Raw genomic sequence first — 24,143 nt, 5'->3', positions numbered from 1 at the left:
TTGGGTATTGCCGGAGCGGTTAGTTTAAAAATTGTACATCTCTGTGAAGGATTCGATGTCTGTTTTTGGTGCATCCCGCATCGAGTAGTAGTCCGCCGAAGTTGTAGGTGTGTTGGTGTGGGCAGGGGCAACCGGGATTCGCTGGATGCGGACATAGAAAAATAACTGCGGCTCACGGAACTCAAAAGGAGCAGCTCGATGAACCATACTCAGCCCGACCAGACTTCGCTCTCTGAAGATAAATCCCTGCAGCAGGCCAGAATATCCGGCGACCCGAATATTCTCGACCAGCTGCTGGCCCCACCGGAAGCTACCAGCTTTGGCATTGCTGCCAGAGTCATCGATGTGCTCGAACAGCGCATTGGTAAGGCTTCTCTCGCTATTCGCCCCGTTGCTTCCGACTTAAGCATGTCCACCCGGACTTTGCAGCGTCGTTTGCAGGAGCATAACTTGAGCTTTGCCTCACTGCGTGACCACGTGCGCTTCCGCCACGCGGTGCACTTCCTCAAAGATACCGCCCTGAGTGTTGACGGAATTTCAAGGATTTTGGATTTTTCTGATCGGACCAGCTTTACCAGTGCCTTCAAGCGCTGGACCGGTATGTCGCCAACTGGTTATCGCCGTCAGGTGCGTCAACGCTTTTAAGTGAGTGCGAATTGGTTAGGCCGGTCTCCTGTTGATCGGCCCAATCCGTTGCCTCAACAGGGGAAACCCGTTAGAGTTGGCGGCAATTTTATAGGCTGACTCTTTGAGGTTTTGCATGAGCTTTTTTATCCCCTCCGCCATGGCACAGCAAGCGGCACCGGCGCCACAGGGCAACCCCATGATCACCCTGTTGATGTTTGCGGGCCTGTTCGCTTTCATGTGGTTTTTTATCATCCGTCCTCAGCGCAAGCGCCAGAAGGAGCATCAAGAGTTGGTTGGTGCACTGAAAAAGGGTGACGAAGTCGTGATGAGCAGCGGTATGCTGGGTCGTGTAGACAAGGTGGACGAAGATTACATCGTGCTGGAAGTTGCAGACAATATGTCTTTGAAGTTCCAGAAAGTAGCAGTTCATGCTGTTTTGCCCAAGGGCACGATAAAGAAGATCTGATAGCTTTTTACTAGATTTTTTAGTGATTCAGATTGGAAAGCCCGGCATATGCCGGGCTTTCTCGTTTTTCGGCAAGTGAGATTTTCTCGGGCGATACTTCTGGTTAATTGATTTAGAAATTTTCAGGAGGCCCCATATGCAAAGCGATAGCCAAAATGCTTTGAAAGCAGCCATTGTTAGAAAAGTTACGGCACTTCCTAAGTTATCCAAAATTCAAGTGGATCCACCAGTTAAAGAGCGGGGAAGTTTTCACTTTCAAGTTAACCTCTCGGCTAAAGCAGCTTTGGAAGAGGGATACCTGAAAACTGCGACTGTACAAGCGAACGTACCGGGATGTGGTGCTTTTGAATTACTCTGCGATGAAGGCACCATTATTGGTGGTGCGGATAGCGCACCGGCACCACTTGATTACCTATCAGCAGGTATTGCTTTTTGTTTTCTCAGTCATATCAGCATCTACATTAATCAGAACAAACTGAATATTGAAAGTGTCAAGATTGAGCAACAGATGCGTTTTAAGGCTGAGGTGTACAATATGCAGGAATGTGCTGATATTCCACCTAAGGGGGTCTGTGAAGGAGTAGAAACCGTTGTTTTTGTTAAATCTGCAGAGTCGAGGGAAGCTATTGAGAGAATGGTGGGAGTTTGCCGCGCTGCCTGTATGGGATTACAGACTGTAGTAAATGCTGTTCCTGCCAGGATTACATTGGCTTTTAACGAGTCCTAGAATTGTTACCTTTACGGGAGATTTAGCATAGACAAGGCTTTATGCCTTTACTGATAAGCCTTTTTAGTATTTGCAGTGGAACTTGTTATGCCTGACAGTTTGCCGATTTCTTTACCTGAGCGGATACGTTTAGCCCATCTTCCCACGCCTATACAGCCGCTGGATAGGATTAGTAAACAATATTCCTTTCCTTTTGGCGGCCCTAGAATTTGGATAAAAAGGGATGACCTGACTGAATCTGGAATGTCAGGTAATAAATTGCGAAAACTTGAGTTTGTTGTTGCTGAGGCCTTAAAGCAGGGCAGCGATACCTTGATCACCGCTGGGGGTATTCAGTCCAATCATTGCCGCACCACTGCACTTGTCGGTGCTCGCTTAGGACTCAAAGTGCACCTGTTATTGCGTGGTGAGCCCTTAGCCCAAGCAGATGGAAACCTACTGCTGGATCAGTTGGCGGGGGCAGAAGTGAGCATCCATTCGCCTGAAAATTTTGCCAAAGATCTCAAGGGGCTGTTCAATTTTTGGTCTGATCAATATTCGAAGCGCGGGCATATTCCCTTCCGTATCCCTATTGGTGCCAGCGATGGTCTGGGATTGTGGGGGTATCTCTCGGCCTCGCAAGAACTTATTACAGATTGTCGAATGAGAGGATTCCGGCCGGATCATATTGTGTGTGCCACTGGCAGTGGAGGTACCCAGGCGGGTTTAACGATGGGGTGCTATCTGCTGGGGCTTGGTGTTCAGGTCACAGGTTATGCTGTCTGCGATAATGCCACTTATTTTCAAACCAAAGTGAGAGAGGATATCCGCCATTGGAGCAGGCTATCGGGAAACCCTGTGGATTTGCAATCTCTGCAAGTGCATGTGAACGCCGACTATATTGGGCCGGGGTATGCCAAGGCTGAACCTCCAATCTACGAAATGATTGAAGAGATTGCTGCTCTAGAGGGAATCTTGTTGGACCCTATATATACCGGTAAAGCTTTTTATGGGCTGATGCAAGAATTGAGAAAAGGCCATTATAAAGGATCTAGTAACCTGGTATTTCTGCATTCGGGGGGGCAGTTTGCCTTGTTCCCCTATCGTCATAACTTCTCTTTTAATAGGGTTTAGGCCCCTTTACTGTTCTAGTGCTTCGGAAGCTGCTAACCTGCGCAACAAATTACAGCTGTGGCTGTATATAAAACAATCAGAATTGGTTCAGAGAAGTGGGGGGTTAGTTTGGATTCCTTTAATCAGCTGCTGCTGTCGTTGGACGGTATGCTCGGATCGGCACCTTGGTTCCCGTGGGTGCTGCTCGGGGTAGGTTTCTTTTTTACTATCTATCTTGGGTTTCCGCAATTTCGTTACTTTGGACATGCGATTAAGATTGTCCAGGGGAAATATGATAAACCCGGTGACCCAGGAGATACCTCTCACTTCCAAGCACTGGCTACCGCTCTTTCAGGAACTGTAGGTACCGGTAATATCGGTGGTGTTGGCCTCGCTATTTTCCTGGGCGGCCCGGCCGCTTTGTTTTGGATGTGGATGACTGCCTTCCTGGGGATGACAACCAAGTTTGTCGAAGTAACACTGTCACATAAATATCGTATTAAAGCGGCAGATGGCTACTACGCAGGTGGTCCTATGTTCTATATGGAGCGCCGTCTCAATATGAAGTGGCTGGCAGTGTTATTTGCCATCGCCACAGTAATTTGTTCCTTCGGTACCGGAAGCTTGCCCCAGGTGAATAATATTGCCCAGGCGATGCACGATTCTTTCGGTATTGAGAAAGCGCTCACTGGTGGTGTGCTTGCCATCCTGCTGGGGATGGTGATCATCGGTGGCATTACCCGAATTGCCAAGGTTACCTCCACTATCGTTCCGGCAATGGCACTGATCTATGTAATTGGTGCGTTGGGTGTGATTTTCTACAATATAGAAAATATCGTCCCTTCATTTGTGGCCGTTTTCCGTGATGCCTTCACTGGAAGTGCTGCTGTAGGTGGTTTCCTCGGAGCCAGTTTTGCCTATGCCTTTAACCGTGGTGTGAATCGTGGCCTCTTCTCCAACGAGGCGGGGCAGGGTTCTGCACCGATTGCTCACGCCGCCGCACGTGCCGATGAGCCTGTTTCCGAAGGCATGGTTTCACTACTGGAACCGTTTATCGACACCATCATTATCTGTACTTTGACTGGCTTGGTAATCTTATCTTCCGGTGTATGGACTGAAAAACACGAAAACCTGTTTGAGGGGGCTGACACATATGTTGTCGAAGGTCGCTACGAAGAGAGTGACCCCCAGCAGGTTAAACAGCTGTTTAATTACTTAAGTGGTCAACCCAGTGATGTGAAGCCCTATAACGGATCAGTGGTTGTCACTGATGGGCAGCCTCTAAACCTGCAGGATTTCACCCTGATTCATGCACGCTCAATTGCAGAAGATCTGGATTTCCGTGTTGGTGAAGATCAGTTTAGCGGTGTGCTTAATGTTGTTGATGGTAAGTTTGCTAATGAGGATGTGGATATTTGGGGTAAATCCCTGGTTCATTCCGTTGCATTGACCAGTAAAGCTTTCCAGCGCGGTTTCTTCGGAGAATACGGTGGCTTGATTGTAACTCTGGGTATTCTCATGTTTGCTTTCTCGACCGCTATCGCTTGGTCCTACTATGGTGATCGCTCTATGATCTACCTGTTTGGTCCCAAGGCGGTAATGCCTTACCGAATTGTGTATGTGATAGCTTTCTTCTGGGCGGCGATTGAGGACACCACCGTTATTTGGAACCTGTCTGCGGTAGCTATCGTCATTATGACCTTACCGAACCTGTTTGGTATTACGATATTGGCGAAGGAGATGAAGTCAACGGTGAAGGATTATTGGAAGGACCCCAGCCATAAGTAACTTGGCTTGCAAGGGTTACTCCTAGAATAAAAAAGGCAGCCTAGTGGCTGCCTTTTTTAGTGTCTGGCCCTGTTGGTATGGCAACGGGGCCAGATTGTTCAGCAGATAAGCTTATTCTGCTTGGGCGCTGAGTGCTACACCGGAGTATGTCTGGTAACCGCGAATACTAATGTACCAAGTACCTGCTTGTGGGTTGCTGATGTTGCAGTTTTCATCATTACCCCACTTATATGGACGACAATCCCAGGTGTTTCGAGTTGGTGCTGAGCCAAAGCGAACATAGAGGTCACCGTCCCCACTGCCACCAGACATCACCGCTTTCAGGGATGACATACCGCTGTCCACATCCAGGGTAAAGTGCTGCCAGGCATTAGCGGAGCCAGACAGATTGGTTTTTTCCCAGCCGCCGGGGTTGCCACCGCCACCGTCGGTGAAGCTACCTACCAGACTGACACCGGAGAAGGAACTATAACCACGCACCATCACATAGTAGGTGCCTGCTTGTAAGTTGGAGATCTCACAGGTTTCATTGTTGCCGGTAGTGTAGGGACGGCAGTCGTATGTGCTGGTGGTTGGTGCTGAGCCAAAGCGTACATAGAGGTCCGCATCACCGGTGCCACCAGACATATTAAAGCTTAGGCCGGTAGCGCCAGCAGGAACATCTAATGTGTAATGGAGTTCATCGCCAGAGCCACCACCAAGGTTGTCAACGGAAACTCCATTTTCAAGCTCTCCAGGAGGAGGTGGTGGAGTGTTATCACAGGTAACTCCTACGGTACTGAAGGCAGTTGTAACATCCGCTTTACTGTACCCTAGGTCTACAGCAGCTTGCTCAACACCGCAGGCAGCCTCATCGTAGTCAGAGTTTGAGCCCCAGTACATCTGATTAGCGAGGACAAAAATATCAAATGCCTTGCGAGTATCCCAGCCGTTGGTATTGGCGATCAGATAGAAAGCTCGATTGTAGACACCGGAGCTATAGTGTACGTCCATACCGCTGTAATAATCATCGGCATGGCCAATGGAGCGTCCATCCTGTGTTGGGTCTTCAAAATAACGCAAGGCGCCATTGGCTTTGAAAATCTGGGCTCCAACCAACCAGTCGTTACTGCCAGTCATAAAGTATTCAGCGGCTTCACCAGAGATATCGGAGAAGGCTTCATTAATTCCCCCTGGTTGTTGACTGTAAACTAGGCCAGAGTTCTGCTCGGTAAAGCCGTGGCTGACTTCATGAGCCGTAACATCCAGGCTGACTAGGGGGTGGAAGGTGTTTTGACCATCGCCAAAGGTCATCTGGCTGCCATCCCAGAAAGCATTTTCGTAGTTATTACCGTAATGCACGCGAAGGCGCAGCTTTTGAGTCAGCGGTGAAGTGTTGTACCAGTCACTGAACATTGCGAAGACCACGCCACCAAAATAGTGCGCGTCATTTAGCGGTGAATAAGCACCATTGATTTCTTTGTGATCATTATAGGGGCAGTTGAATTGATGGACGCTACCGCCACTAGTTCCATGATTCAAGTTCACAGTTTCAACGTTGGTAGTATCCATACGGCAGTTGGCATCAACCTGCATGGAGGGGAAATCGGTACCATATTCATAGCGGCCCGTTTTTACATTGCCGCCAGGACCTTGTGCATCTTGGAAGGTGAGGCCATCCCAATGCTTAATCACTTCACCGGTCATGGCATCAATAAAGTAGAAGGGGCGCTTGGGGTCGTCTCCATACTCGACCCAGTTCACCAGGTAGGCCAGGCGAGCCTCATCTTGTTCATTGATGTAAACATAGAGTTCTTTTTTCTGGTTTTTGGCCTCCAGTTTAAGCACTGGCAGTGATAAAGCACCCGACATCACTCCCTGTTGTGCGCGCAGTGAAACCTGATGGTTCATGGCGCGATCAAGGGCATTGCCTGCGTCAATTGCCGCACGCACGGTGGGTACTTCAAGTTCGAGTCCGGTAAGGATATTACCGTGCATCTCGGTAATGAGTCCCTGTCCAGAACTGGTTACGGTCTGTCCCCACACGGGTATGCCTTTGTGGGTTTGTTGGTAGCGGGCGACGGTTTTGCCATTTCCCAGAGTACGCTCACGAATTTTTACCAATGCCATGTCAGATCCGGCAACGGTATTTAATGTCTGTGGCGAGAGCATATCCGGAGTGGCTGGAACACGGTCGGCAGCCTGCGCACTAATAGCCATAGCTAAAGTGCAGGTAAGTCCTATCAAATGCTTCATTGCTAGCTTTCCCTTATTTAACTTTTTTATTAGCGACCGAGCATCAGCAGCTGGAAAACAATCCAGTAAGGAATTACTGATTGCTTCAGTAACTTGATGCAAACGGTCTTTATGGTTGGTAAGACAGCAGAAGAAGGCCGGGCATCTGGGGTGGGGCCAAAAATTGGCAATGACGTCCGCTTTCTCAAACCGGTTGCCCAAATATTCCGGGCAACCTGAGATTACCTTGCATGTGCTTAGTGGCAACAAAAAGGTGATGACAAACTCATATATTTGAATTGTTTTCGATATTTTTGCTTATTTAGTCACAAATCAGCAAATAATATCCTGCCGAGGAATCCAAATTGATGCGCCTAAATAAACCCGATAAAAGGGTGGTGCGCCAGCCGAGAATAAAATTTCAGAAAAGTCTCAAAAATATTTTTTGGGATTATCTATACGTTGAGAAGTAGATATTCCCGCTCCCAAGAACTGATAACTCGGTTAAATTCCTCGTATTCATCGCGCTTTATTGCGCTCCATGCTTTTACGAATTTTTTGCCAAACATTTCAGCGGCGGCTTCACATTCCGTTAAAAGATTGAGGGCGTGCTCTTGAGTGCGGGGTAAGGTAATGGTCTCTTTGGAGCAGTCGCCCTGATACGGTGCGCTAGGTGCTACCTTATTGATCATACCGAGATAACCGCAAGCGAGAGAAGCCGCAATGGCGAGATAAGGGTTGCAGTCGGCACCAGGAAAACGATTTTCCAATCTTTTTCCTTGAGGTGAACTGTCGGGAACTCTAAGGCCGGTAGTGCGATTGTCATAGCCCCAATGCAGGCTTGTCGGGGCGGCCATTTCGGGAGTGAAGCGTCGATAAGAATTGACATTTGGGGCTAGAAAACTAATGAATCCTGGAGTGTACTCCTGCATACCGCCAATAAAATACATGAAGCTATCGTTTTCATTTCCATGGTCGTCTACAAATATGTTCTTCTCTGTTTTTAAGTCGACAACACTTTGGTGAAGATGTAATGCACTGCCGGGTTCGTCCTCCATGGGTTTGGCCATAAAGGTGGCATAAATTCCGTGGCGCAGAGCAGTTTCTCTGACGGTGCGTTTAAAGGTGAAAACTTGGTCGGCGAGTTGAAGTGGGTCTCCATGAAGGAAATTGATTTCCATCTGCGCGGTTCCTGATTCGTGAATCAAGGTATCTACATCGAGCCCCTGCGCCTCACAGAAATTATACATATCCTCAATAATGGGTTCGTATTCGTTGGCAGCGTCGATGCTATAAGACTGTCTGGTTTTTTCCGTGCGGCCAGATCTGCCAACGGGTGCTGAGAGTTTTTCATCTGGATCAAGATTGCGCTTTATGAGGTAAAACTCTACTTCCGGAGCAACGATTGGTTTCCAGCCTTTCTCTTTATATTTTTCCAAAACGAATTTGAGGATGTTCCGCGTACTAATCGGATGTGGTTGACCATCCCGGGTATAACAATCGTGAATAATTTGAGCAGTGGGATCATTGGCCCAGGGGTTAAGTCGAACGGAATCGGGATCTGGCACCAGCAACATATCCGTATCTGCTGGGTCCACGAGTTCATTGTGCTCATCGACATAGTCGCCGGTAACGGTTTGCACAAGGATGCTTTCAGGAAGTCGGCTGTCCTGGGTCAGGAACTTATCTGTAGGCGTAAATTTGCCTCTGGCATTACCCGACATATCCGGCACCAGGCACTCCACCTCGGCAATATCGTGTTCGGCGAGCCAGCTTGTAATCTTGTCCATTTGTTAGAGACCCAGTGTGTTTCCATCTACATGTCTGACCAGTATATGCCTGACCCTTATATAGGCGGTAGCCGCCAGTGCAGGCAAAAATAATGACTTGCCGGATATATGTGGGGGGTTATGGGAAGCCTGGCACGGCAGGCAAAAGGGAATTACCATTTTGCTATTCTCGGGGCCGAACTATTTCAGAGCCTCCCGTATACTCAACGCCTTGAAGGGCTGCATTGATGAAAACCACCTCTGGTTATACAGATTCTTACTACTCAGCAAGTGCCAATCCGCTTACCTCCTATCCCCAGCTGGATGGTGTCCGGGAGGTGGATGTTTGTGTGATTGGGGCCGGCTATACCGGGCTCTCCACAGCGTTGCATTTAGCGGAACGGGGCTACAAAGTGTCTGTCTTGGAAGCGCAGCGTGTGGCATGGGGCGCATCTGGTCGCAATGGTGGACATGTGGGGGTTGGGCAACGGCGCTGCCAAAGTGACTTGGAAGAAATGTTCGGTGTGGAGATTGCCAAGCGGTTTTGGCAATTTAGCCTTGAGGCGGTGCGGCTGGTAGAGCAGTTGATTGATAAGCATCAAATTAATTGCGACCTGAAGCGAGGGATTATGCATCTCGCAGCTAAACCCAGCCATGACAACTACCTGCGCAAGGAAGCCGAGCTTCTTCAGGAGCGTTATGGTTACTCGGGTGTGCGCTATGCCGATGAGCAGGAGGTGGGTGGCCTTGTGGGAACAAGGCGTTATTTAGGCGCGCAAATTGACAGTGGTTCCATGCACCTTCACCCATTGAACTATGGACTTGGGTTAGCGGCGGCTTGTGTCAGAGCTGGGGTCGAGCTCTATGAGCACAGCAGAGTGACTAGCTATCGGGGAGGGAATTCCTGTACCGTCGAAACAGCCAAAGGGCAGGTAAAGGCGGCTAAGGTTATATTGGCCTGCAATGGCTATCTCGGAAACTTGGAGCCGCGGCTGGCTGGCAAAATTATGCCAATCAATAATTTTGTTCTGGCCACTGAACCTCTGTCTGAGCCTGCTGCTCAAAAATTGATCGCCAATGATTATGCAGTGCAGGACACACTGTTTGTTATCAACTACTGGAAGTTATCGGGAGATAACCGCCTGATTTTTGGTGGCGGTGAGAATTATACGGCCAGCTTTCCTGCAGATATACGCAAGTTTGTACGGAAAAAAATGCTGCAGGTGTATCCGCAGCTAAAGCAGACCCGAATTGATTATGGCTGGGGTGGCACTCTGGCGATCACTATGAATCGCATGCCGCATATGGGGCGCCTGGAGCCCAATATCTATTACAGTCAAGGTTACTCGGGCCACGGGGTGCCTACTGCAACCTTTGCGGGAAAACTCCTCGCTGAAGCAATTGCTGGCACTGAGGAGCGCTTTGACATCATGACGAAGATCCCAACAGAGACTTTTCCTGGTGGAACCCTTTTGCGTTGGCCGGGCCTGGTGTTGGGAATGCTTTACCACAGTTTGCTTGATAGGTTTGGGCATTGAAAGAGGTGAGGTGGCTGGACTGTTGCTGGTGAAATTGTCGACTCCTTTGGTGTTAAGATGCTGTGAGTTGCCATTAGGAAACCGATCTTGTCCAGTACCGAACAGCATAAGCGCAAAAGCCAATTAACCCCTCGCCGCGAGCCGGTCCAAGCCCGTGCACGGGCTCGAGCCCGGCAGATACTCGATGTCACCGGGAGGCTCCTGGAAGAGGTCGGGCTCGATGATCTCACTACTATCCTAATTGCGCGGAAGCTCGATATTTCAGTGGGCTCCCTCTACCATTATTTCCCCAATAAACATGCGATTCTCTATGCTATGGGCGAGCAGTGGCTCGCTAGTATCAGTGAGGCCATGGCTGAGCTGGCAGAGCTCGATCTCGAGCATATGACACTTGGGAGTTTTATTGATGAGTTTGTTGGGTGCCTTCTAGCTGTGTACCGTGAGCAGCGAGGACTGCTGCCATTGGCCCAGGCTATGTGGGGAATTCCCGAGTTGCACGAGCTGGATAAGAGCCATGACGAGCTGGTGATCGGGCACCTGGTGGATATGTTCCATCGCTTGGGCTTTACCTGCCCGCCCAATGAAATGAATCGCTTGGGTCGGCTCACACTGGAAAGCTGCCATGCGCTATTGCTGGTGATGGTTAACCAAGCAGAGGTGCGTGCTTACCGTACCCGTGAAGATTTACAGCAAATGCTTTTCACTCTGTTGAACCTCAGGGGAAGCGATAATAGTCCCGAGGGGCTCAGTGATGTGGAGGCGCCCTGATGGCCATGCGTCCGGACAAACTGGTAATCGCGATTTCTTCTCGGGCACTGTTCGACTTGAATGATAGCCATAAGGTTTTCGAGGAGCTGGGCCTGCAAGCTTTCTCGCGCTATCAAGTAGAGCGAGAGAACGATGTATTGCAGAAAGGAGATGCCTTCCACCTGGTAGAGAAATTTCTAAAAATCAACGAACAGCTGGAGGGGGAGCCCAGGGTCGAGGTCATCCTGCTTTCCCGCAATAGTGCTGATACAGGACTTCGGGTGTTTAACTCAATTGAGCACTATGGTCTGGATATTACCCGGGCTGCCTTTTGCAATGGTGAAAGCCCCTATCGCTATATCGGTCCATTTGGCTGTAATTTGTTTCTCTCGACTGATGGCTTGGATGTTCGTCGCGCCTTGGATCAAGGGGTTGCTGCGGCAACTCTGGTGGCTGGGGGTAACCGCAAGCAGCGCGACGATGTCTTGCGCTTTGCCTTTGATGGTGATGCGGTAATCTTTTCTGACGAGGCTGAGCAGATTTTCAAGCGGGATGGGCTGGATGCCTTTACCCGTGCAGAGCGTGCCTCTGCACAGATGCCGCTGGGTGGAGGGCCTTTCAAGGGATTTCTTGAGGCTCTGCAAACATTACAAGCGGAATTTGGTTTAGAGAGTTGTCCAATACGCACCGCCCTGGTGACGGCAAGGTCTGCGCCAGCCCATGAGCGGGTAATCCGTACGTTGCGTGCCTGGGATATCCGTGTAGATGAATCGGTATTTTTGGGGGGGCTTCCAAAGGGGGAGTTTCTGCGGGCATTCGGTGCTGATGTGTTCTTTGATGACCAGCCGGCGCACTGTGCCTCCGCAGCTGAGCATGTGGCTACAGGTCATGTGCCGCACGGTATTGCCAATATCGCAAATAGTGATGCCTGAGTATTTGAGCTCTTTCGGGCCTGTAAATGTTGGAAAGTCGATTGACACCCGCCGCTCTTCACCGGATATTCATCTGTCCGTTGGCCCCGGCTTCGATTGGCTGCTATTCTTTTCTCGCATAACTCAAGATGTTTTTTATAACTAACAATTTATATGTCAGAGTTGCACTCGTCCTGGGGCGGGGTGATTGATATTAAAGGGAGGACTTATGAAGCTGCAGCAGTTGCGATATATCTGGGAAGTGGCGCATCACGATCTCAACGTTTCTGCTACTGCGCAGAGCCTCTATACTTCCCAGCCGGGCATCAGCAAGCAGATTCGCCTACTGGAAGATGAGCTGGGGGTGGAAATCTTTGCCCGGAGCGGCAAGCACCTCACCAGGGTGACGCCAGCGGGGGAGGCGATCCTCAAGACCGCTGGCGAAATTATGCGCAAAGTGGAAAATATCAAGCAGGTTGCCCAGGAGTTCAGCAATGACAAGAAGGGCAGCTTGGCGGTTGCCACTACCCATACCCAGGCGCGGTATGCGCTGCCCCCGGTTATCAAGCTGTTTATTTCCCGTTACCCTGATGTATCGCTGCATATGCACCAGGGAACCCCCATGCAAATCTCGGAAATGGCAGCCGATGGTACTGCGGATTTCGCCATTGCTACCGAGGCACTAGAGCTTTTCAGTGATTTGGTGATGATGCCGGTTTATCGCTGGAATCGTTGTATTTTGGTGCCTAAAGATCATCCTCTCTGCCATATCAGCAAGCTGAATCTTGAAGAGGTTGCAAAGTATTCGATCGTCACTTACGTGTTTGGCTTTACCGGCCGCTCAAAATTGGATGAAGCATTCCTGGAGAAAGGGCTTTCGCCTAAGGTCGTGTTTACCGCCGCGGATGCGGATGTTATTAAAACCTATGTGCGCCTGGGTCTCGGTATTGGCATAGTGGCGGATATGGCGGTGGATGGTGAGGATGAAGATTTAGTTGCCCTGGATGCCAGTGATTTGTTCGAGTCCAGTATTACCAAGATCGGCTTTCGCAAGGGAATATTCCTGCGAGGCTTTATGTATGATTTCATTCAACAGTTTGCTCCGCATCTCACCCGGGAATTGGTGGATCAAGCTGCGCATGCTACTTCCAGAGCTGAGGTAGATGCACTATTTGCCGATACAGAGCTGCCGGTTTATTAGTATTGCGGTGTAGCTGGCTGGCAGAGGCTAAGAGGCCTCTGCCTGTTGGATCAGGGGTTGTAAAACTTCCTTGGCAAATTTGAAGTAGACGGTATAGATCTCTGCTTCTTGCCCTTCACGCTCGACCACAAAGAATGGCGCTCGATCCACATTAAATTGCTGTGCAATTAGCATCCCGGCACTTTGCGGGTCGCGCACGTCAGCTACCAAGGTTTGATCGATAAATTTGAGTTGCTCGTTCACTTCCAGTTTTTCCTGCACATCCCGGCATTTGGCGCAGGGTGAGCCATCGGCGAGTACTTTTTTGACTAGTGTGATCTTCACAATAAATTCCTTGATCCAGTTAAGCGCTGAAATTGGCACTACTGGCATTGAATCTATCAGATGGCCTAATAACTTTGAAATATCAATCCTAGATAGTTCTATAACCAAAATGCTGTAGTAAGACTACAGAAAGCCCAGTAGGCAGCGATTTTTGACGGGCTGGGTGATCAATTCAGGAATTGCTCTGCGGTTTCAAGAAGTAAGCGCACTTTGGCCAGGCACTCCTGGTACTCTGCAGTCGGGTCAGAGTCGGCGACTATGCCTCCACCGGCAGCACAGGTAATGCGCCCATTGCTGGCGCTAAAGGTACGAATGGCGATGTTGGTATCAGCGCGGCCGCAGCTACTGATATAGCCGATGCTACCGCAATAGATGCCCCTGGGACTGCCTTCCAGCTCGCGAATGACCTCCATAGAGCGGCGTTTGGGCGCACCGGTGATGGAGCCACCGGGAAAGCAGGCCGCTAACAGGTCGCTGTAAGCTGAGTCCTCATGCATTTCTCCTGTCACTACGCTGACCAAGTGGTGAACATTGGCAAAGCTAGCCAACTGGAATAGCTCCGGCACCCTCACGCTGCCACTGCGGCACAACTTGCTGAAATCGTTGCGCAGCAAATCCACGATCATTAGGTTTTCTGCGCGATCTTTAGGGCTTCTCTGCAGGGTAAATGCCGCACGCTGGTCCTCTACCGGATCAGCTACTCTGGCGGCGGTGCCCTTGATGGGCTCGGTGCGCAAGCTACTGCCATCGGCACGAATAAAGCGCTCTGGCGATAGGCTCAGCAAACTGCCCTGGGGCATTTCCATAAATGCTGAAAATGGCCCTGCCACGCGTCGACGCAATGCCAGGTAGGCACCAAAGAGATCGCCCTCGTAGGGGGCGCTGAAGCGTTGGGTAAAGTTTGCCTGGTAGACATCTCCCGCTGCGATATATTCGAGGATTCGCGCAATGCGCTCCTCATAGTCAGCAACACTGAGTTCGTGGGCAAATGGTGCTAAAAGGCGAAACTCCTCGGGATCCTGCTCTCGCTCCCAGTGCACCGATTTAAAACGATCGATTAGCTCTTGTACCTGTCGGGCTGGGCAGGCAGGGTGAAAAACCAGATGGCTGGAGCCCAGCTGGTGATCCGCAATAAAAGCCCAGCTATAGAGCCCAAAAAAGCCTGCCGGTAGGTCCGTAGGTCGGGTATCCGCCGGCAAAAAGTTACCGCCGGTGCCCAGTTCATAACCGGCAAAACCGATGATTCCACCGCAAAATGGCAGTTGTGAGTCTCGCTCCTGTGGGCACAGCTCACGACTTAGGTCATCTACCCGAGTGAAAGGCTCGCTGCTATCTGCTGCCAGTTCCAGCGCGTTAAGAGGGTCGGCACTGATAATATCGTAGCGACCTCCGCTGCTGAGAGGTCGGCCGCTATCGAGCCATACCGGCACAGGTAGATCCGCAATTGCCTGGAAGGCCGCTGCAGAATTGAGTGAATAGGGCAGGGAGACTATTTGCATATCAAAACACGGCAGTCTGGAAGACGGCGCACACTACACACTTTGTCGCGGCGTGAAAAGGGCGCCTGGCTTTTTGGTCATCCCTTAGTCAATTCTTCGCTCGATGCCGGCCTGGGACATCAGGCGCGTAGCGAGCTCCTCCACGGATAGCTGGGTGGCATTGAGGAAGGGCACTTGCGCCCGCCTTAGCATCTGTTCGACTTGGCGCACCTCAAATTCGCACTGTCCTATAGAAGCGTAGCGGCTATTGGCGCGCCTTTCCTGTCGAATCTGCATCAAGCGTTTGGGATCTATGGTGAGGCCGAAGAGTTTGCGCTGGAAGGGGCGCAGAATCTTGGGGAGGGTGGTGGAGTCCATATCCTCTTCGGTGATGGGGTAGTTGGCCGCGCGCAGTCCAAATTGCAAGGCCAAATATAGGCAGGTGGGGGTTTTGCCGGAGCGGGAGACGCCGAGCAATATGACATCCGCTTGCTCAAATTCACTGATGCGGCGCCCGTCGTCGTTATCGATAGCAAAGTGCACCGCATCAATGCGTTCGCTATAGCGGCGATTATCGGCAATGCCGTGGGAGACATTAACGGTCTGTGCAGGATCGCGCCCAAACAAATTGGCCAGAGGTGTCAGGTAATTTTCGAAGATATCCAGCATTAAAGCGGGGCTTTGGTGCAATTGATCGCGAATCTGGTCAGAAACGATGCTGGTAATAATGATGGGCTGCAGACCGGATTCCTGGGCAGCGCTCTCTATACGCTGGAGAGCCTGCTGGACCTTTTCGGTAGAGTCAATATAAGGCAGAGTCACCTGTTCGACATGCTGGTCTTGAAACTGTGCCAATAGGCTGTGGCCAATGCCCTCTACAGTGAGGCCGGTTCCGTCGGAAATAAAAAAAGCGGTGCGTTTGTCTTTTGCCATGCTGCGTCTCTGTCTGTTGGCGGGACTTTTTAATGGCCGCTAGTATAGGGGTGGTGGGCTTAAAGGTCTTATTTTCTGAGAGCTAAGCAAGCTTGTAGAAAATTTACAACATATTGGCCGTTTTTCCTGGGCTATTTTTTACAAGACTCATCCTTATAATCAGCGCCCAACAAACCTGATTTCAGAGGGCCTTCACTTGACGAATTTCACCATCGACTTTGCAAAACTGGGAATGGATGATGTCGACAAAGTCGGCGGTAAAAACGCATCACTCGGCGAGATGATTTCATCTCTGGCCGGCGCTGGTGTGAGTGTACCGGGCGGCTTTGCGACCACAGCGGAGGCTTTTCGGGCTTTCCTAGCCCATGAACAGTTAGAGCAGCGTATCGCTGAGCGGCTGAAAGGGCTCGATGTCGGTGATGTTACTGAGTTAGCCAAAGCCGGCGATGAAATTCGCAATTGGATCATACAGACCCCATTTCCTGCACAGCTGGAAAAAGAGATCCGCGATGGTTATGAAGCTTTGGGTGGTGGTGAAACAGCTGTTGCTGTGCGTTCCTCCGCGACTGCTGAAGATTTACCGGATGCTTCTTTCGCAGGCCAGCAGGAGACCTTCCTGAATATCCGCGGTATTGATGCGGTTCTGATTGCAGTTAAAGAAGTATTTGCCTCTCTCTATAACGACCGCGCCATCGCCTACCGCGTACATACAGGTTATGCGGATGTAGGTGTTGCTCTGTCGGCTGGTATTCAGCACATGGTGCGCAGTGAGACTGGCGCTGCCGGTGTAATGTTCACCTTGGATACTGAGAGTGGATTCCGTGATGTGATCTTTATCACTGCGGCCTTCGGTCTGGGTGAGACTGTTGTACAGGGTGCTGTGAATCCTGACGAGTTCTATCTCTACAAGCCGGCTTTGGATGCCGGGCGCCCAGCTATCCTGCGTCGCAATCGCGGTAGTAAAGCCATCAAAATGGTTTACGACGAAAGCGGCGATTGCGGGCGCTCAGTAAAAACCGTTGAGGTTGCAGAAGAAGATCGCCAGCGTTTTGCTCTCAATGATGAAGAGCTGACCAGCCTGGCAATTCAGGCCCGTAAAATTGAGGAGCACTACGGTCGTCCGATGGATATCGAGTGGGCCAAAGACGGTGATACTGGCAAGCTATTTATCGTACAAGCGCGTCCGGAGACCGTGCGCTCCCGCGATCAAGGTACCAGCATTGAGCGTTACAGCCTGCAGGAGCGCGGTGAAGTACTGTGTGAGGGGCGCGCGATTGGTCAGCGTATCGGTGCCGGCCGCGTTCGCAAGCTGAAGTCCGTCGAAGATATGGCGGCTATGCAGGACGGTGAGGTCCTGGTGACCGATATGACCGACCCGGATTGGGAACCGGTGTTGAAAAAGGCGAGCGCAATTGTTACCAACCGCGGCGGCCGTACTTGTCACGCGGCGATTATTGCCCGTGAATTGGGGATTCCCGCAGTGGTTGGCTGTGGAAACGCCACCGAGTTATTGGAAGACGGTACTCCCGTCACCGTCTCTTGTGCCGAAGGCGATACCGGCTTCGTAATGTCCGGCGAGTTGGACTTCCAGCGTGAAGAAACTGAAGTTTCCGAAATGCCGGATCTGCCTTTCAAAATCATGCTCAATGTGGGCAATCCAGATCGCGCTTTTGCCTTTAGCCACCTGCCCAATCAGGGGGTTGGCCTGGCGCGCTTGGAATTTATCCTGAATCGCATGATTGGGATTCACCCGAAAGCCCTGCTTGAGCTGGATAGCCTCCCGGATGACCTGCAACAGAATATCCGCGAGCGCATCGGCGGCTACGCCTCCCCGGAAGACTTTATTGTTGAGAAACTGGTAGAAGGTATCGCTACCCTGGCCGCGGCCTTTGCACCTAATCGTGTAATCGTGCGTTTATCAGACTTTAAGTCCAACGAATACGCACACCTGGTTGGTGGCCAATTGTACGAACCCAGCGAAGAGAACCCGATGCTTGGCTTCCGTGGTGCGGCTCGCTATCGCTCTGAAGATTTCCGTCAGTGTTTCGCCCTGGAATGTCGTGCACTGAAGAAAGTACGTGACGAGATGGGGCTGACCAATGTGGAGATCATGGTACCCTTCGTGCGAACTCCGGAAGAGGCAGAAGAGGTTGTCGGTCTGCTCGCTGAGAACGGTCTGCGCCGCGGAGAGGCTGGTCTCAAGGTCATTATGATGTGCGAACTGCCGTCCAATGCCCTGCTGGCAGAAGAGTTCCTGCAGCATTTTGATGGCTTCTCAATCGGTTCTAATGACTTGACCCAGCTTACCCTGGGTCTGGATCGGGATTCCGGTCTGGTGGCCGACCTGTTCGACGAGCGTAACCCGGCAGTGAAGGCTCTGCTGTCCCGCGCCATCCAGGCCTGCAAAAAAGCCGGTAAATATGTAGGCATCTGCGGTCAGGGACCTTCTGACCACAAAGACTTCGCCCGCTGGTTGATGGATGAGGGAATCGACAGTGTTTCCCTGAACCCGGATACCGCTGTAGATACCTGGCTATTCCTAGCTAACGAAGAAGCCTAATATCCTTTCAAAGCGGCCCTTTGGGGCCGCTTTTCCTATCTAAGCGCCTCTCCTGCGACTTTGGTTTTTTTCCCCGAATCCATTGCGTGTTTGCCCCAAAATTAGACTTCTGTTGCCGCTTCTCTCGATAATTTCGGAATTTATCCTGCTATTTCTGTGTGAGATTTACAGATCACACGCTACCGAAAAAATTCAAAACTCTATGGCTTGCCTTCAGAGATAAGAATTCATTCTAAGGCTTACCACCAGCCTCAATAAAATCGGAAGAGTCCTGAGGCAGAGCGTGGATAGAAAACTGAGCGCAATTTGCTTTGGTGCTGATTCACCTGCAGGGGTAAATCCTCCGGTGTAGAAGTTTGAGTGGTATCGGTTGGGCTGTTTTCCTTTCCGCCCACTTTGGCAGAGCAGAGAAAGTTGTTGAGGTGAGCTATGCATACGAGCAGACAGTTACAGATCCCAATATTGCATATTTTTCTGATGTTGTGTCTCTTGGCACTAATCGCCGTTCCCCCTGCAATGGCAAAGCCCCGCGGTGGTAACTGGTTTGATGATCGCGCTGCGGCTAGGGGAGGAGGCGCCTCAATCAGAATTGACTTGAGTGAACAGCGCGCTTACCTCTACAAAGGCGGCAAGTTGGTCGGGGTATCCAGAATTTCCTCTGGTAAACGGGGTTATAGTACGCGGCCAGGACACTTCCGTGTATTGTCCAAGCACCCGCATCATCGCTCTTCGATCTACGGTAGTTATGTAGATAGGCGCACAGGACGGGTGGTGAGGTCCAATGTAAATACCCGTAAACATCGTCGCCCCGCCGGTACTGTGTATCGTGGTGCAAAAATGAATAACTATATTCGCTTCAATGGCGGGATCGGTCTGCATGCTTCTGGCCATGTGCCCAGACACCCTGCCTCTCATGGTTGTGTGCGTATGCCTCCGCACATGGCTAGAAAGTTTTATCGCCATGTACGTGTAGGCACTCCAGTGCGTGTTACGCACTAAAACCTGAAAACGATTTTGTAGCAGCGAAGCCTTGGCCGGGTATTATCTATAGGGATGATACCCGGTATTTATTTGTCAGCCTGCCACCAGAGTGACACTATCGCTATCATCATTTTTTACGGAATGATTGCGAGAGGACTTATGCCAATTTCTACCCCCGATTTGTGTGATGACCACGGTGATGCAGTGCAAGTGGTTGAGCCGATGTTTATTAATTACGGAGGCCGTGAGAGCTTTGGCGGTCAAATCGTAACTATTAAGTGTTTTGAGGATAACTCGCTGGTGCGGGAGTTAGTGGCGGAACCGGGAAAAGGAAAGGTTCTGGTAGTCGATGCGGGTGGTTCAATGCGTCGCGCTTGTCTTGGCGATATGCTCGCCGATAAAGCGGTAGCCAATGGCTGGGAAGGCATAGTGATGTATGGCTGCATCCGCGATGTTGACCAGATTGGAGCGCTAGATTTAGGCGTTCAGGCCCTGGGTACACACCCAATGAAAACGGAGAAAAAAGGTATTGGTGAGCGGGATCTGGCAGTGACTTTTGGAGGGGTGACTTTTCGACCTGGAGAATATCTGTATGGGGATAACAACGGAATCATTGTTGCGCAAGAAGCACTAGTTTGAACCCCACTTTTCAATTACACAGCTTTCACAAAAGCTTGTAAATAAAAATGCCCGCTGGCAACTTTGTTGCCGCGGACATCGTTCATGAAGAGCTGCCTATCGATTGTGTAAATCTGAAACTGGATCCTTGGGCATGCGCAGAGACATCAGAAAATAAAGGATCTTGTTCTTGTCTTCGTCACTCAGATTTTGGAAGTTTTCTGCGGCGTAGCCGGCATCACTTCCAGGATTATCGTGTAACAAGATGGCTTCTACCAAGGTGAGTGCGCGCCCATCGTGCATATAGGGCGCTGTGTCAGCAACTCCCCAAAGACGTGCGGTGATAAATTCCCTGTTTTGCACCTCATCCTGGAAAAAGGCGGTTTCAGCTAAGGCTATGCCCATGTCATAGCGCTTGAGATCAGAGAACATTTCGACCTCAATTCCCGCTCCAAAAATGGATTTAAAAACTGTGGGGGGCTTACTTAGATCCACGTGATAGAAAGTATCTTCAAATGGGGCCTCCGGGGAGCCCGTTAGCTTAAAGGGCAAGGTCCTCCGCTCAGTGGTCATTACGGGACGATGGCAGTCGGCACAGCCAACCTCGTGGAACAATTTGCGACCCCGGTTATTTTTGCCGGATTCTATTTGGAAGGGGCGGTCCAGGGTGGCAATGAAAATACTGATCGCGGATAGGTCACCGACAGAAATTTCGTTGGCCACGCCGTCATTGTCTTCGTCGGCTTCTGCCCCGCCAAACTTTTCTGTTGCCTGCATCCCCATGTGGAAAGAAAGGGCGTTCAAGGAGAATTCGCGGGCTGAGGCATTATCGCCTTTCCTGCCAAACGGGCGTACCACAAGGTCTGCATCGACGCCTTCCACATTGCTGGTGTCCAGGTTGCCATCTTCATCGACAAAAATACTGCCAAAATTAACGGATTTAGTATCCAGACTGACAACAGTTCCAGGGTTGTCTAAGGCGTATTGTTTGAGGCGCTGAAGGTCAGCGGTCATTTCTCTGGCGACTAGTTCAATCCCTCCAGAGCCAAATAAGAATAGGGGGTTGATTAGGCGGCCATCGTATTCCGCAGTCCCATCGAAGCTTTCGTCAATGACATCGATATTTACCGGACGCAGCATTGCGCTGGTGCTAAAACCGCCACCGCCGCCAATACCCATGGTGGCCGGCACAGTTCTATTGCTGACGATACTGTGACATTCCAGGCAGTTCTGGGAGTCGAGTCCATTGACTCGCAGGAAGGTACCATTGCCTTGTAATGTCGGTCGGTTACCGCCATCTGCGGAGTGGTTATCAGGCTGGGATTCATCGTGTGCACCATCCCCGTAGCCATCGTAGCGATTAAAGGGGGTGCTGAAAATGAGCATCCCGGCCTGGCGAATTTCATCCAGGCTCAGTTCACCTTCAACAATTTGTCCCTGGGTAATTCTGTCTTCCGGGGCCAGCCGGGGGCCTTCTCCCACCAGATTGGCGAAGAGCAGGCTGGGGGTTAAAAGTCCGACACCGGCAAGCGAGTTCACAAGAGTCTGCTTCATACGAGCATCCTAATTCAATGCTTTCTATCAACTGATCCAGAGCTTCATTTGCGGCGTCCATTCCATCTCTCTAAATATAGGTAGTATTTCCCAGGGATATCGCGACAACTGGCGCTTCATACATCTTATTGATGTATAAATTTCAGGTTCTCTTGGGCGTCTAGTTACCAGGGGGCTCTCCCCGCACAAAATGTTGTGTCAGGAGTACTGAGTGACTGCTTGTGAGTTTTCAATTTGGGAAGGGATCTTACTGAAACTCTTCAACCGCATTCGTTGCCTATCATTATTTTTTGAAATAGCACCATGGCTAGTGGTAATTGGCGGGGTAGTGCACCGCTAGGGATACTGCGGAAGGTAAAAATGAGCGAGTTGCGCAAGAAATTCTTTACCAAACCCCTATTGAACATCATAAAGAGGATTTTACCGCCAATATCTCAAACGGAACGGGAGGCAATGGAGGCCGGAGAAGTTTGGTGGGATGCTCAGCTACTCTCCGGAAAACCGGACTGGAAGCAACTACTCGATATGGGACCGCCGGAGCTGAATGAGGAGGAACAGGCTTTTCTCGATGGGCCTGCCGAAGAGCTCTGTAAAATGATCAATGATTGGCAGATCAGTTTTGTCGATCACGATATCCCAGAGCATGTTTGGGAGTTTCTGCGCAAAAATCGTTTCTTCGGCATCATCATTCCCAAAAAATATGGTGGTCTCGGCTTTTCCCCTACTGCGCATGCAGAAATAGTCACCAAAATTTCTACGCGGAGTAACACCGTCGGCGTCACTGTGATGGTGCCCAACTCCCTTGGGCCGGGAGAATTGCTGCTCGCTCATGGCACCCAGGAGCAAAAAGACTATTATTTGCCCCGGCTTGCCGATGGCACGGATATTCCTTGTTTTGGCCTCACCAGCCCCCAGGCGGGCTCTGATGCGGCATCCATGATTGACCGCGGAGAGGTTTGTTACGGTGATCATCAGGGGGAAAAGGTCTTGGGGATGCGTGTCAACTGGCACAAGCGGTATATCACCCTGGGGCCTATTGCCACGGTCTTGGGGCTCGCCTTTAAGTTGTACGACCCGGAGCATATTCTCGGCGATAAAGAGGAGCTGGGAATTACCGTGGCACTGGTTCCTACTGATACAGAAGGCGTGACTATTGGTCAACGCCATCTTCCGGCGATGCAGGCCTTCCAAAATGGTCCCAACTGGGGAAAAGATGTCTTTATCCCTATGGAGTGGATTATTGGAGGTCAGGAGAATGTCGGCAAAGGCTGGGAAATGTTGATGAGCGCCTTGGCTGCTGGTCGTGGCATCTCGCTTCCATCGCTCTCTACGGGCGGTGCCAAAATGGCGGCGAGGACCACTGGTGCCTATGCGCGTATCCGCGAGCAATTCAATATTCCTGTAGGGCGTTTTGAAGGGGTGCAAAGTCGGCTGGCGGAGATCGCCGCTATCGCTTTCGTGCTAGATAGCGCCCATAAGACAACCACCAGGGCATTGGATGATGGACTTAAGCCGGCGGTAATCACCGCAATTATGAAAGCCAGTGCAACAGGGGGGCTGCGCCAGGCTATTGATGACGCCATGGATATTCATGCTGGTAAAGCCATCATGGATGGCCCACTAAATTACCTGGGTAATGCCTATCGTGCGGTACCCGTGGCGATAACGGTAGAAGGGGCCAATTTATTGACCCGCAGCTTAATGATCTTTGGCCAGGGCGCTATTCGCTGCCACCCCTACATTCTTGATGAAATGCTCGCTGCTGAAAATCCCGATGAAGAGGAGGGGCTGGAGCAACTGGATCATTTACTCCCCAAGCATATGTGGTTCCAGTTCAAGACACTATTACGAGGAGTATTTCACGGTTGGACCGTGGGGCTCTTTGCCAGCAGCCCTCGCAATGTTGGAGGCGCGGCCAAGTATTTTCGTCAGATCAATCGCTACTCAGCTGTGCTGACACTGGTGACAGAGGTCTCGCTGATCACCTTGGGCGGTGAGTTAAAAAGAAAAGAGCTGATATCCTCCCGGCTCGGCGATGTGCTCAGCCAGCTTTATCTGTTGAGCTGTACTCTCAAGCGTTTCTATGATGATGGCAATCCCAAAGATGATTTACCGCTGCTGGAATTCGCCATGCGTGATGGTTTGCATAAAATCGAAGTTCAGTTGCTGGAAGTTTTTCAGAATTTCCCGCGCCCATTTTTTGGGCAGTTGATGCATTTTCTGACTATGCCCTGGGGGCATAGTATCCATACTGCTTCAGATCGACAGGCGCGAGCATGTGCCGAGTTGCTGTTGAGTCCCTCCAAAACCCGAGACCGTTTGACCCGTGGTGTTTTCCTTGGCAATCCTGGCGATGGAGTTGAAATTGTCGAGCAAGCCTTCAACAAGGTATGTGCCTCTGAGCGTGCACGAGAGAAGTTAAAAAAGGGGGGGATTCGCACCCTAAGTCGCGAGTCGGTGGAAGAGGGGTTGCAACGTAATCTCATTAGTGATGAAGAAGCGGATGCTCTTCGTGACGCAGCTGATGCAGTGGATAAGGCTATCCAGGTCGACCACTTTGATCATTTGGCCAGGGTGGTGGGAAAAATCCAATAGCCTTGTGAGAAAAGCCTGAT

At 50.8% G+C, this 24,143-nt stretch carries 19 protein-coding genes; 13 read left to right on the top strand and 6 right to left on the bottom strand.

Annotated features, from left to right (window positions below; translation table 11 throughout):
• Positions 1–198 precede the first annotated feature (198 nt).
• The 5 genes from ACJJIC_RS14540 (at position 199) to ACJJIC_RS14520 (ending at position 4,700) form a co-directional block, all read left to right on the top strand.
• A complete protein-coding gene (locus tag ACJJIC_RS14540; protein ID WP_020415217.1) occupies positions 199–645 on the top strand; it encodes a helix-turn-helix domain-containing protein in 447 nt (148 codons plus the stop codon).
• A gap of 115 nt (positions 646–760) precedes the next feature.
• A complete protein-coding gene (yajC, locus tag ACJJIC_RS14535) occupies positions 761–1,093 on the top strand; it encodes a preprotein translocase subunit YajC (protein WP_020415218.1) in 333 nt (110 codons plus the stop codon).
• A gap of 136 nt (positions 1,094–1,229) precedes the next feature.
• A complete protein-coding gene (locus ACJJIC_RS14530; protein ID WP_445357260.1) occupies positions 1,230–1,820 on the top strand; it encodes an OsmC-related (seleno)protein in 591 nt (196 codons plus the stop codon).
• Between the two features lie 87 nt (positions 1,821–1,907).
• On the top strand, positions 1,908–2,933 hold the full coding sequence (locus ACJJIC_RS14525) for a D-cysteine desulfhydrase family protein (RefSeq protein ID WP_445357259.1): 1,026 nt from the start codon (positions 1,908–1,910) through the stop codon (positions 2,931–2,933).
• A gap of 108 nt (positions 2,934–3,041) precedes the next feature.
• On the top strand, positions 3,042–4,700 hold the full coding sequence (locus ACJJIC_RS14520; protein ID WP_444909471.1) for an alanine/glycine:cation symporter family protein: 1,659 nt from the start codon (positions 3,042–3,044) through the stop codon (positions 4,698–4,700).
• Positions 4,701–4,811: 111 nt separating this feature from the next.
• Here the strand turns inward: ACJJIC_RS14520 and ACJJIC_RS14515 are convergent, their stop codons facing one another.
• The gene (locus ACJJIC_RS14515) at positions 4,812–6,935 is read right to left on the bottom strand and encodes a M4 family metallopeptidase (RefSeq protein ID WP_444909472.1); all 2,124 of its coding nucleotides are present in this window, start codon (positions 6,933–6,935) and stop codon (positions 4,812–4,814) included.
• 434 nt (positions 6,936–7,369) lie between these two features.
• Positions 7,370–8,704 carry a glutamine synthetase family protein gene (locus tag ACJJIC_RS14510; RefSeq protein WP_444886354.1) on the bottom strand — a complete coding sequence of 445 codons (1,335 nt, stop codon included), beginning with the start codon at positions 8,702–8,704 and terminating at the stop codon, positions 7,370–7,372.
• A gap of 227 nt (positions 8,705–8,931) precedes the next feature.
• Here ACJJIC_RS14510 and ACJJIC_RS14505 point away from each other — a divergent pair, with 227 nt between their 5' ends.
• From ACJJIC_RS14505 to cysB, 4 genes are all read left to right on the top strand, one after another.
• A complete protein-coding gene (locus ACJJIC_RS14505; protein WP_444909473.1) occupies positions 8,932–10,221 on the top strand; it encodes an NAD(P)/FAD-dependent oxidoreductase in 1,290 nt (429 codons plus the stop codon).
• An 87-nt stretch (positions 10,222–10,308) separates the two neighbouring features.
• Positions 10,309–10,989, top strand: a complete 681-nt coding sequence (locus ACJJIC_RS14500; protein WP_444909474.1) for a TetR/AcrR family transcriptional regulator — start codon at positions 10,309–10,311, stop codon at positions 10,987–10,989.
• Positions 10,989–11,900 carry a 5'-nucleotidase gene (locus ACJJIC_RS14495; RefSeq protein ID WP_444909475.1) on the top strand — a complete coding sequence of 304 codons (912 nt, stop codon included), beginning with the start codon at positions 10,989–10,991 and terminating at the stop codon, positions 11,898–11,900. The genes ACJJIC_RS14500 and ACJJIC_RS14495 overlap by 1 nt, the downstream gene beginning before the upstream one ends.
• A 208-nt stretch (positions 11,901–12,108) precedes the next feature.
• Positions 12,109–13,080: an HTH-type transcriptional regulator CysB gene (gene cysB / locus ACJJIC_RS14490; RefSeq protein WP_444909476.1), complete on the top strand. Its 972-nt coding sequence runs from the start codon at positions 12,109–12,111 to the stop codon at positions 13,078–13,080.
• A 27-nt stretch (positions 13,081–13,107) separates the two neighbouring features.
• Here cysB and ACJJIC_RS14485 read toward each other — a convergent pair whose 3' ends face one another.
• The 3 genes from ACJJIC_RS14485 to ppsR all read right to left on the bottom strand — a co-directional run bounded on the left by ACJJIC_RS14485 (position 13,108) and on the right by ppsR (position 15,815).
• A complete protein-coding gene (locus ACJJIC_RS14485; RefSeq protein ID WP_444909477.1) occupies positions 13,108–13,404 on the bottom strand; it encodes a hypothetical protein in 297 nt (98 codons plus the stop codon).
• A gap of 167 nt (positions 13,405–13,571) precedes the next feature.
• Positions 13,572–14,903: an aminodeoxychorismate synthase component I gene (gene pabB, locus ACJJIC_RS14480; RefSeq protein WP_444909478.1), complete on the bottom strand. Its 1,332-nt coding sequence runs from the start codon at positions 14,901–14,903 to the stop codon at positions 13,572–13,574.
• Positions 14,904–14,987: 84 nt separating this feature from the next.
• Entirely contained in the window at positions 14,988–15,815 is an 828-nt protein-coding gene (ppsR, locus tag ACJJIC_RS14475; protein WP_252081813.1) for a phosphoenolpyruvate synthetase regulatory kinase/phosphorylase PpsR, read from the bottom strand.
• Between the two features lie 196 nt (positions 15,816–16,011).
• Here ppsR and ppsA point away from each other — a divergent pair, with 196 nt between their 5' ends.
• The 3 genes from ppsA to rraA all read left to right on the top strand — a co-directional run bounded on the left by ppsA (position 16,012) and on the right by rraA (position 19,995).
• Positions 16,012–18,375, top strand: coding sequence for a phosphoenolpyruvate synthase (ppsA, locus tag ACJJIC_RS14470; RefSeq protein WP_444904912.1), 2,364 nt, complete (start codon positions 16,012–16,014; stop codon positions 18,373–18,375).
• Between the two features lie 429 nt (positions 18,376–18,804).
• Positions 18,805–19,374, top strand: coding sequence for a L,D-transpeptidase (locus tag ACJJIC_RS14465; RefSeq protein ID WP_252081811.1), 570 nt, complete (start codon positions 18,805–18,807; stop codon positions 19,372–19,374).
• A gap of 141 nt (positions 19,375–19,515) precedes the next feature.
• Positions 19,516–19,995 (top strand): ribonuclease E activity regulator RraA, encoded by a 480-nt coding sequence (rraA, locus tag ACJJIC_RS14460; RefSeq protein ID WP_252081810.1) that lies wholly within the window; start codon positions 19,516–19,518, stop codon positions 19,993–19,995.
• A gap of 96 nt (positions 19,996–20,091) precedes the next feature.
• On the opposite strand, the gene ACJJIC_RS14455 is transcribed toward rraA, so the two are convergent.
• Positions 20,092–21,528: a di-heme oxidoredictase family protein gene (locus ACJJIC_RS14455; protein ID WP_445357258.1), complete on the bottom strand. Its 1,437-nt coding sequence runs from the start codon at positions 21,526–21,528 to the stop codon at positions 20,092–20,094.
• Positions 21,529–21,888: 360 nt separating this feature from the next.
• On the opposite strand from ACJJIC_RS14455, the gene ACJJIC_RS14450 reads away from it, so the two are divergent.
• Positions 21,889–24,123 (top strand): acyl-CoA dehydrogenase, encoded by a 2,235-nt coding sequence (locus tag ACJJIC_RS14450; protein WP_252081808.1) that lies wholly within the window; start codon positions 21,889–21,891, stop codon positions 24,121–24,123.
• Positions 24,124–24,143: the final 20 nt, after the last annotated feature.

The sequence above is a fragment of the Microbulbifer mixtoriginis (SeqCode) genome (genome assembly GCF_052468275.1).
Note: the sequence above shows the minus strand (reverse complement) of the source record. Positions and strands in the feature narration are given on the sequence as shown.

Excerpts from the sequence above, each read along its gene's own strand:
- ACJJIC_RS14540 (WP_020415217.1), top strand. The coding sequence starts at position 199 with ATGAACCATACTCAGCCCGACCAGACTTCGCTCTCTGAAGATAAATCC.
- yajC (WP_020415218.1), top strand. The coding sequence starts at position 761 with ATGAGCTTTTTTATCCCCTCCGCCATGGCACAGCAAGCGGCACCGGCG.
- ACJJIC_RS14530 (WP_445357260.1), top strand. The coding sequence starts at position 1,230 with ATGCAAAGCGATAGCCAAAATGCTTTGAAAGCAGCCATTGTTAGAAAA.
- ACJJIC_RS14525 (WP_445357259.1), top strand. The coding sequence starts at position 1,908 with ATGCCTGACAGTTTGCCGATTTCTTTACCTGAGCGGATACGTTTAGCC.
- ACJJIC_RS14515 (WP_444909472.1), bottom strand. The coding sequence starts at position 6,935 with ATGAAGCATTTGATAGGACTTACCTGCACTTTAGCTATGGCTATTAGT.
- ACJJIC_RS14510 (WP_444886354.1), bottom strand. The coding sequence starts at position 8,704 with ATGGACAAGATTACAAGCTGGCTCGCCGAACACGATATTGCCGAGGTG.
- ACJJIC_RS14505 (WP_444909473.1), top strand. The coding sequence starts at position 8,932 with ATGAAAACCACCTCTGGTTATACAGATTCTTACTACTCAGCAAGTGCC.
- ACJJIC_RS14495 (WP_444909475.1), top strand. The coding sequence starts at position 10,989 with ATGGCCATGCGTCCGGACAAACTGGTAATCGCGATTTCTTCTCGGGCA.
- cysB (WP_444909476.1), top strand. The coding sequence starts at position 12,109 with ATGAAGCTGCAGCAGTTGCGATATATCTGGGAAGTGGCGCATCACGAT.
- pabB (WP_444909478.1), bottom strand. The coding sequence starts at position 14,903 with ATGCAAATAGTCTCCCTGCCCTATTCACTCAATTCTGCAGCGGCCTTC.
- ppsR (WP_252081813.1), bottom strand. The coding sequence starts at position 15,815 with ATGGCAAAAGACAAACGCACCGCTTTTTTTATTTCCGACGGAACCGGC.
- ACJJIC_RS14465 (WP_252081811.1), top strand. The coding sequence starts at position 18,805 with ATGCATACGAGCAGACAGTTACAGATCCCAATATTGCATATTTTTCTG.
- rraA (WP_252081810.1), top strand. The coding sequence starts at position 19,516 with ATGCCAATTTCTACCCCCGATTTGTGTGATGACCACGGTGATGCAGTG.
- ACJJIC_RS14455 (WP_445357258.1), bottom strand. The coding sequence starts at position 21,528 with ATGAAGCAGACTCTTGTGAACTCGCTTGCCGGTGTCGGACTTTTAACC.
- ACJJIC_RS14450 (WP_252081808.1), top strand. The coding sequence starts at position 21,889 with ATGAGCGAGTTGCGCAAGAAATTCTTTACCAAACCCCTATTGAACATC.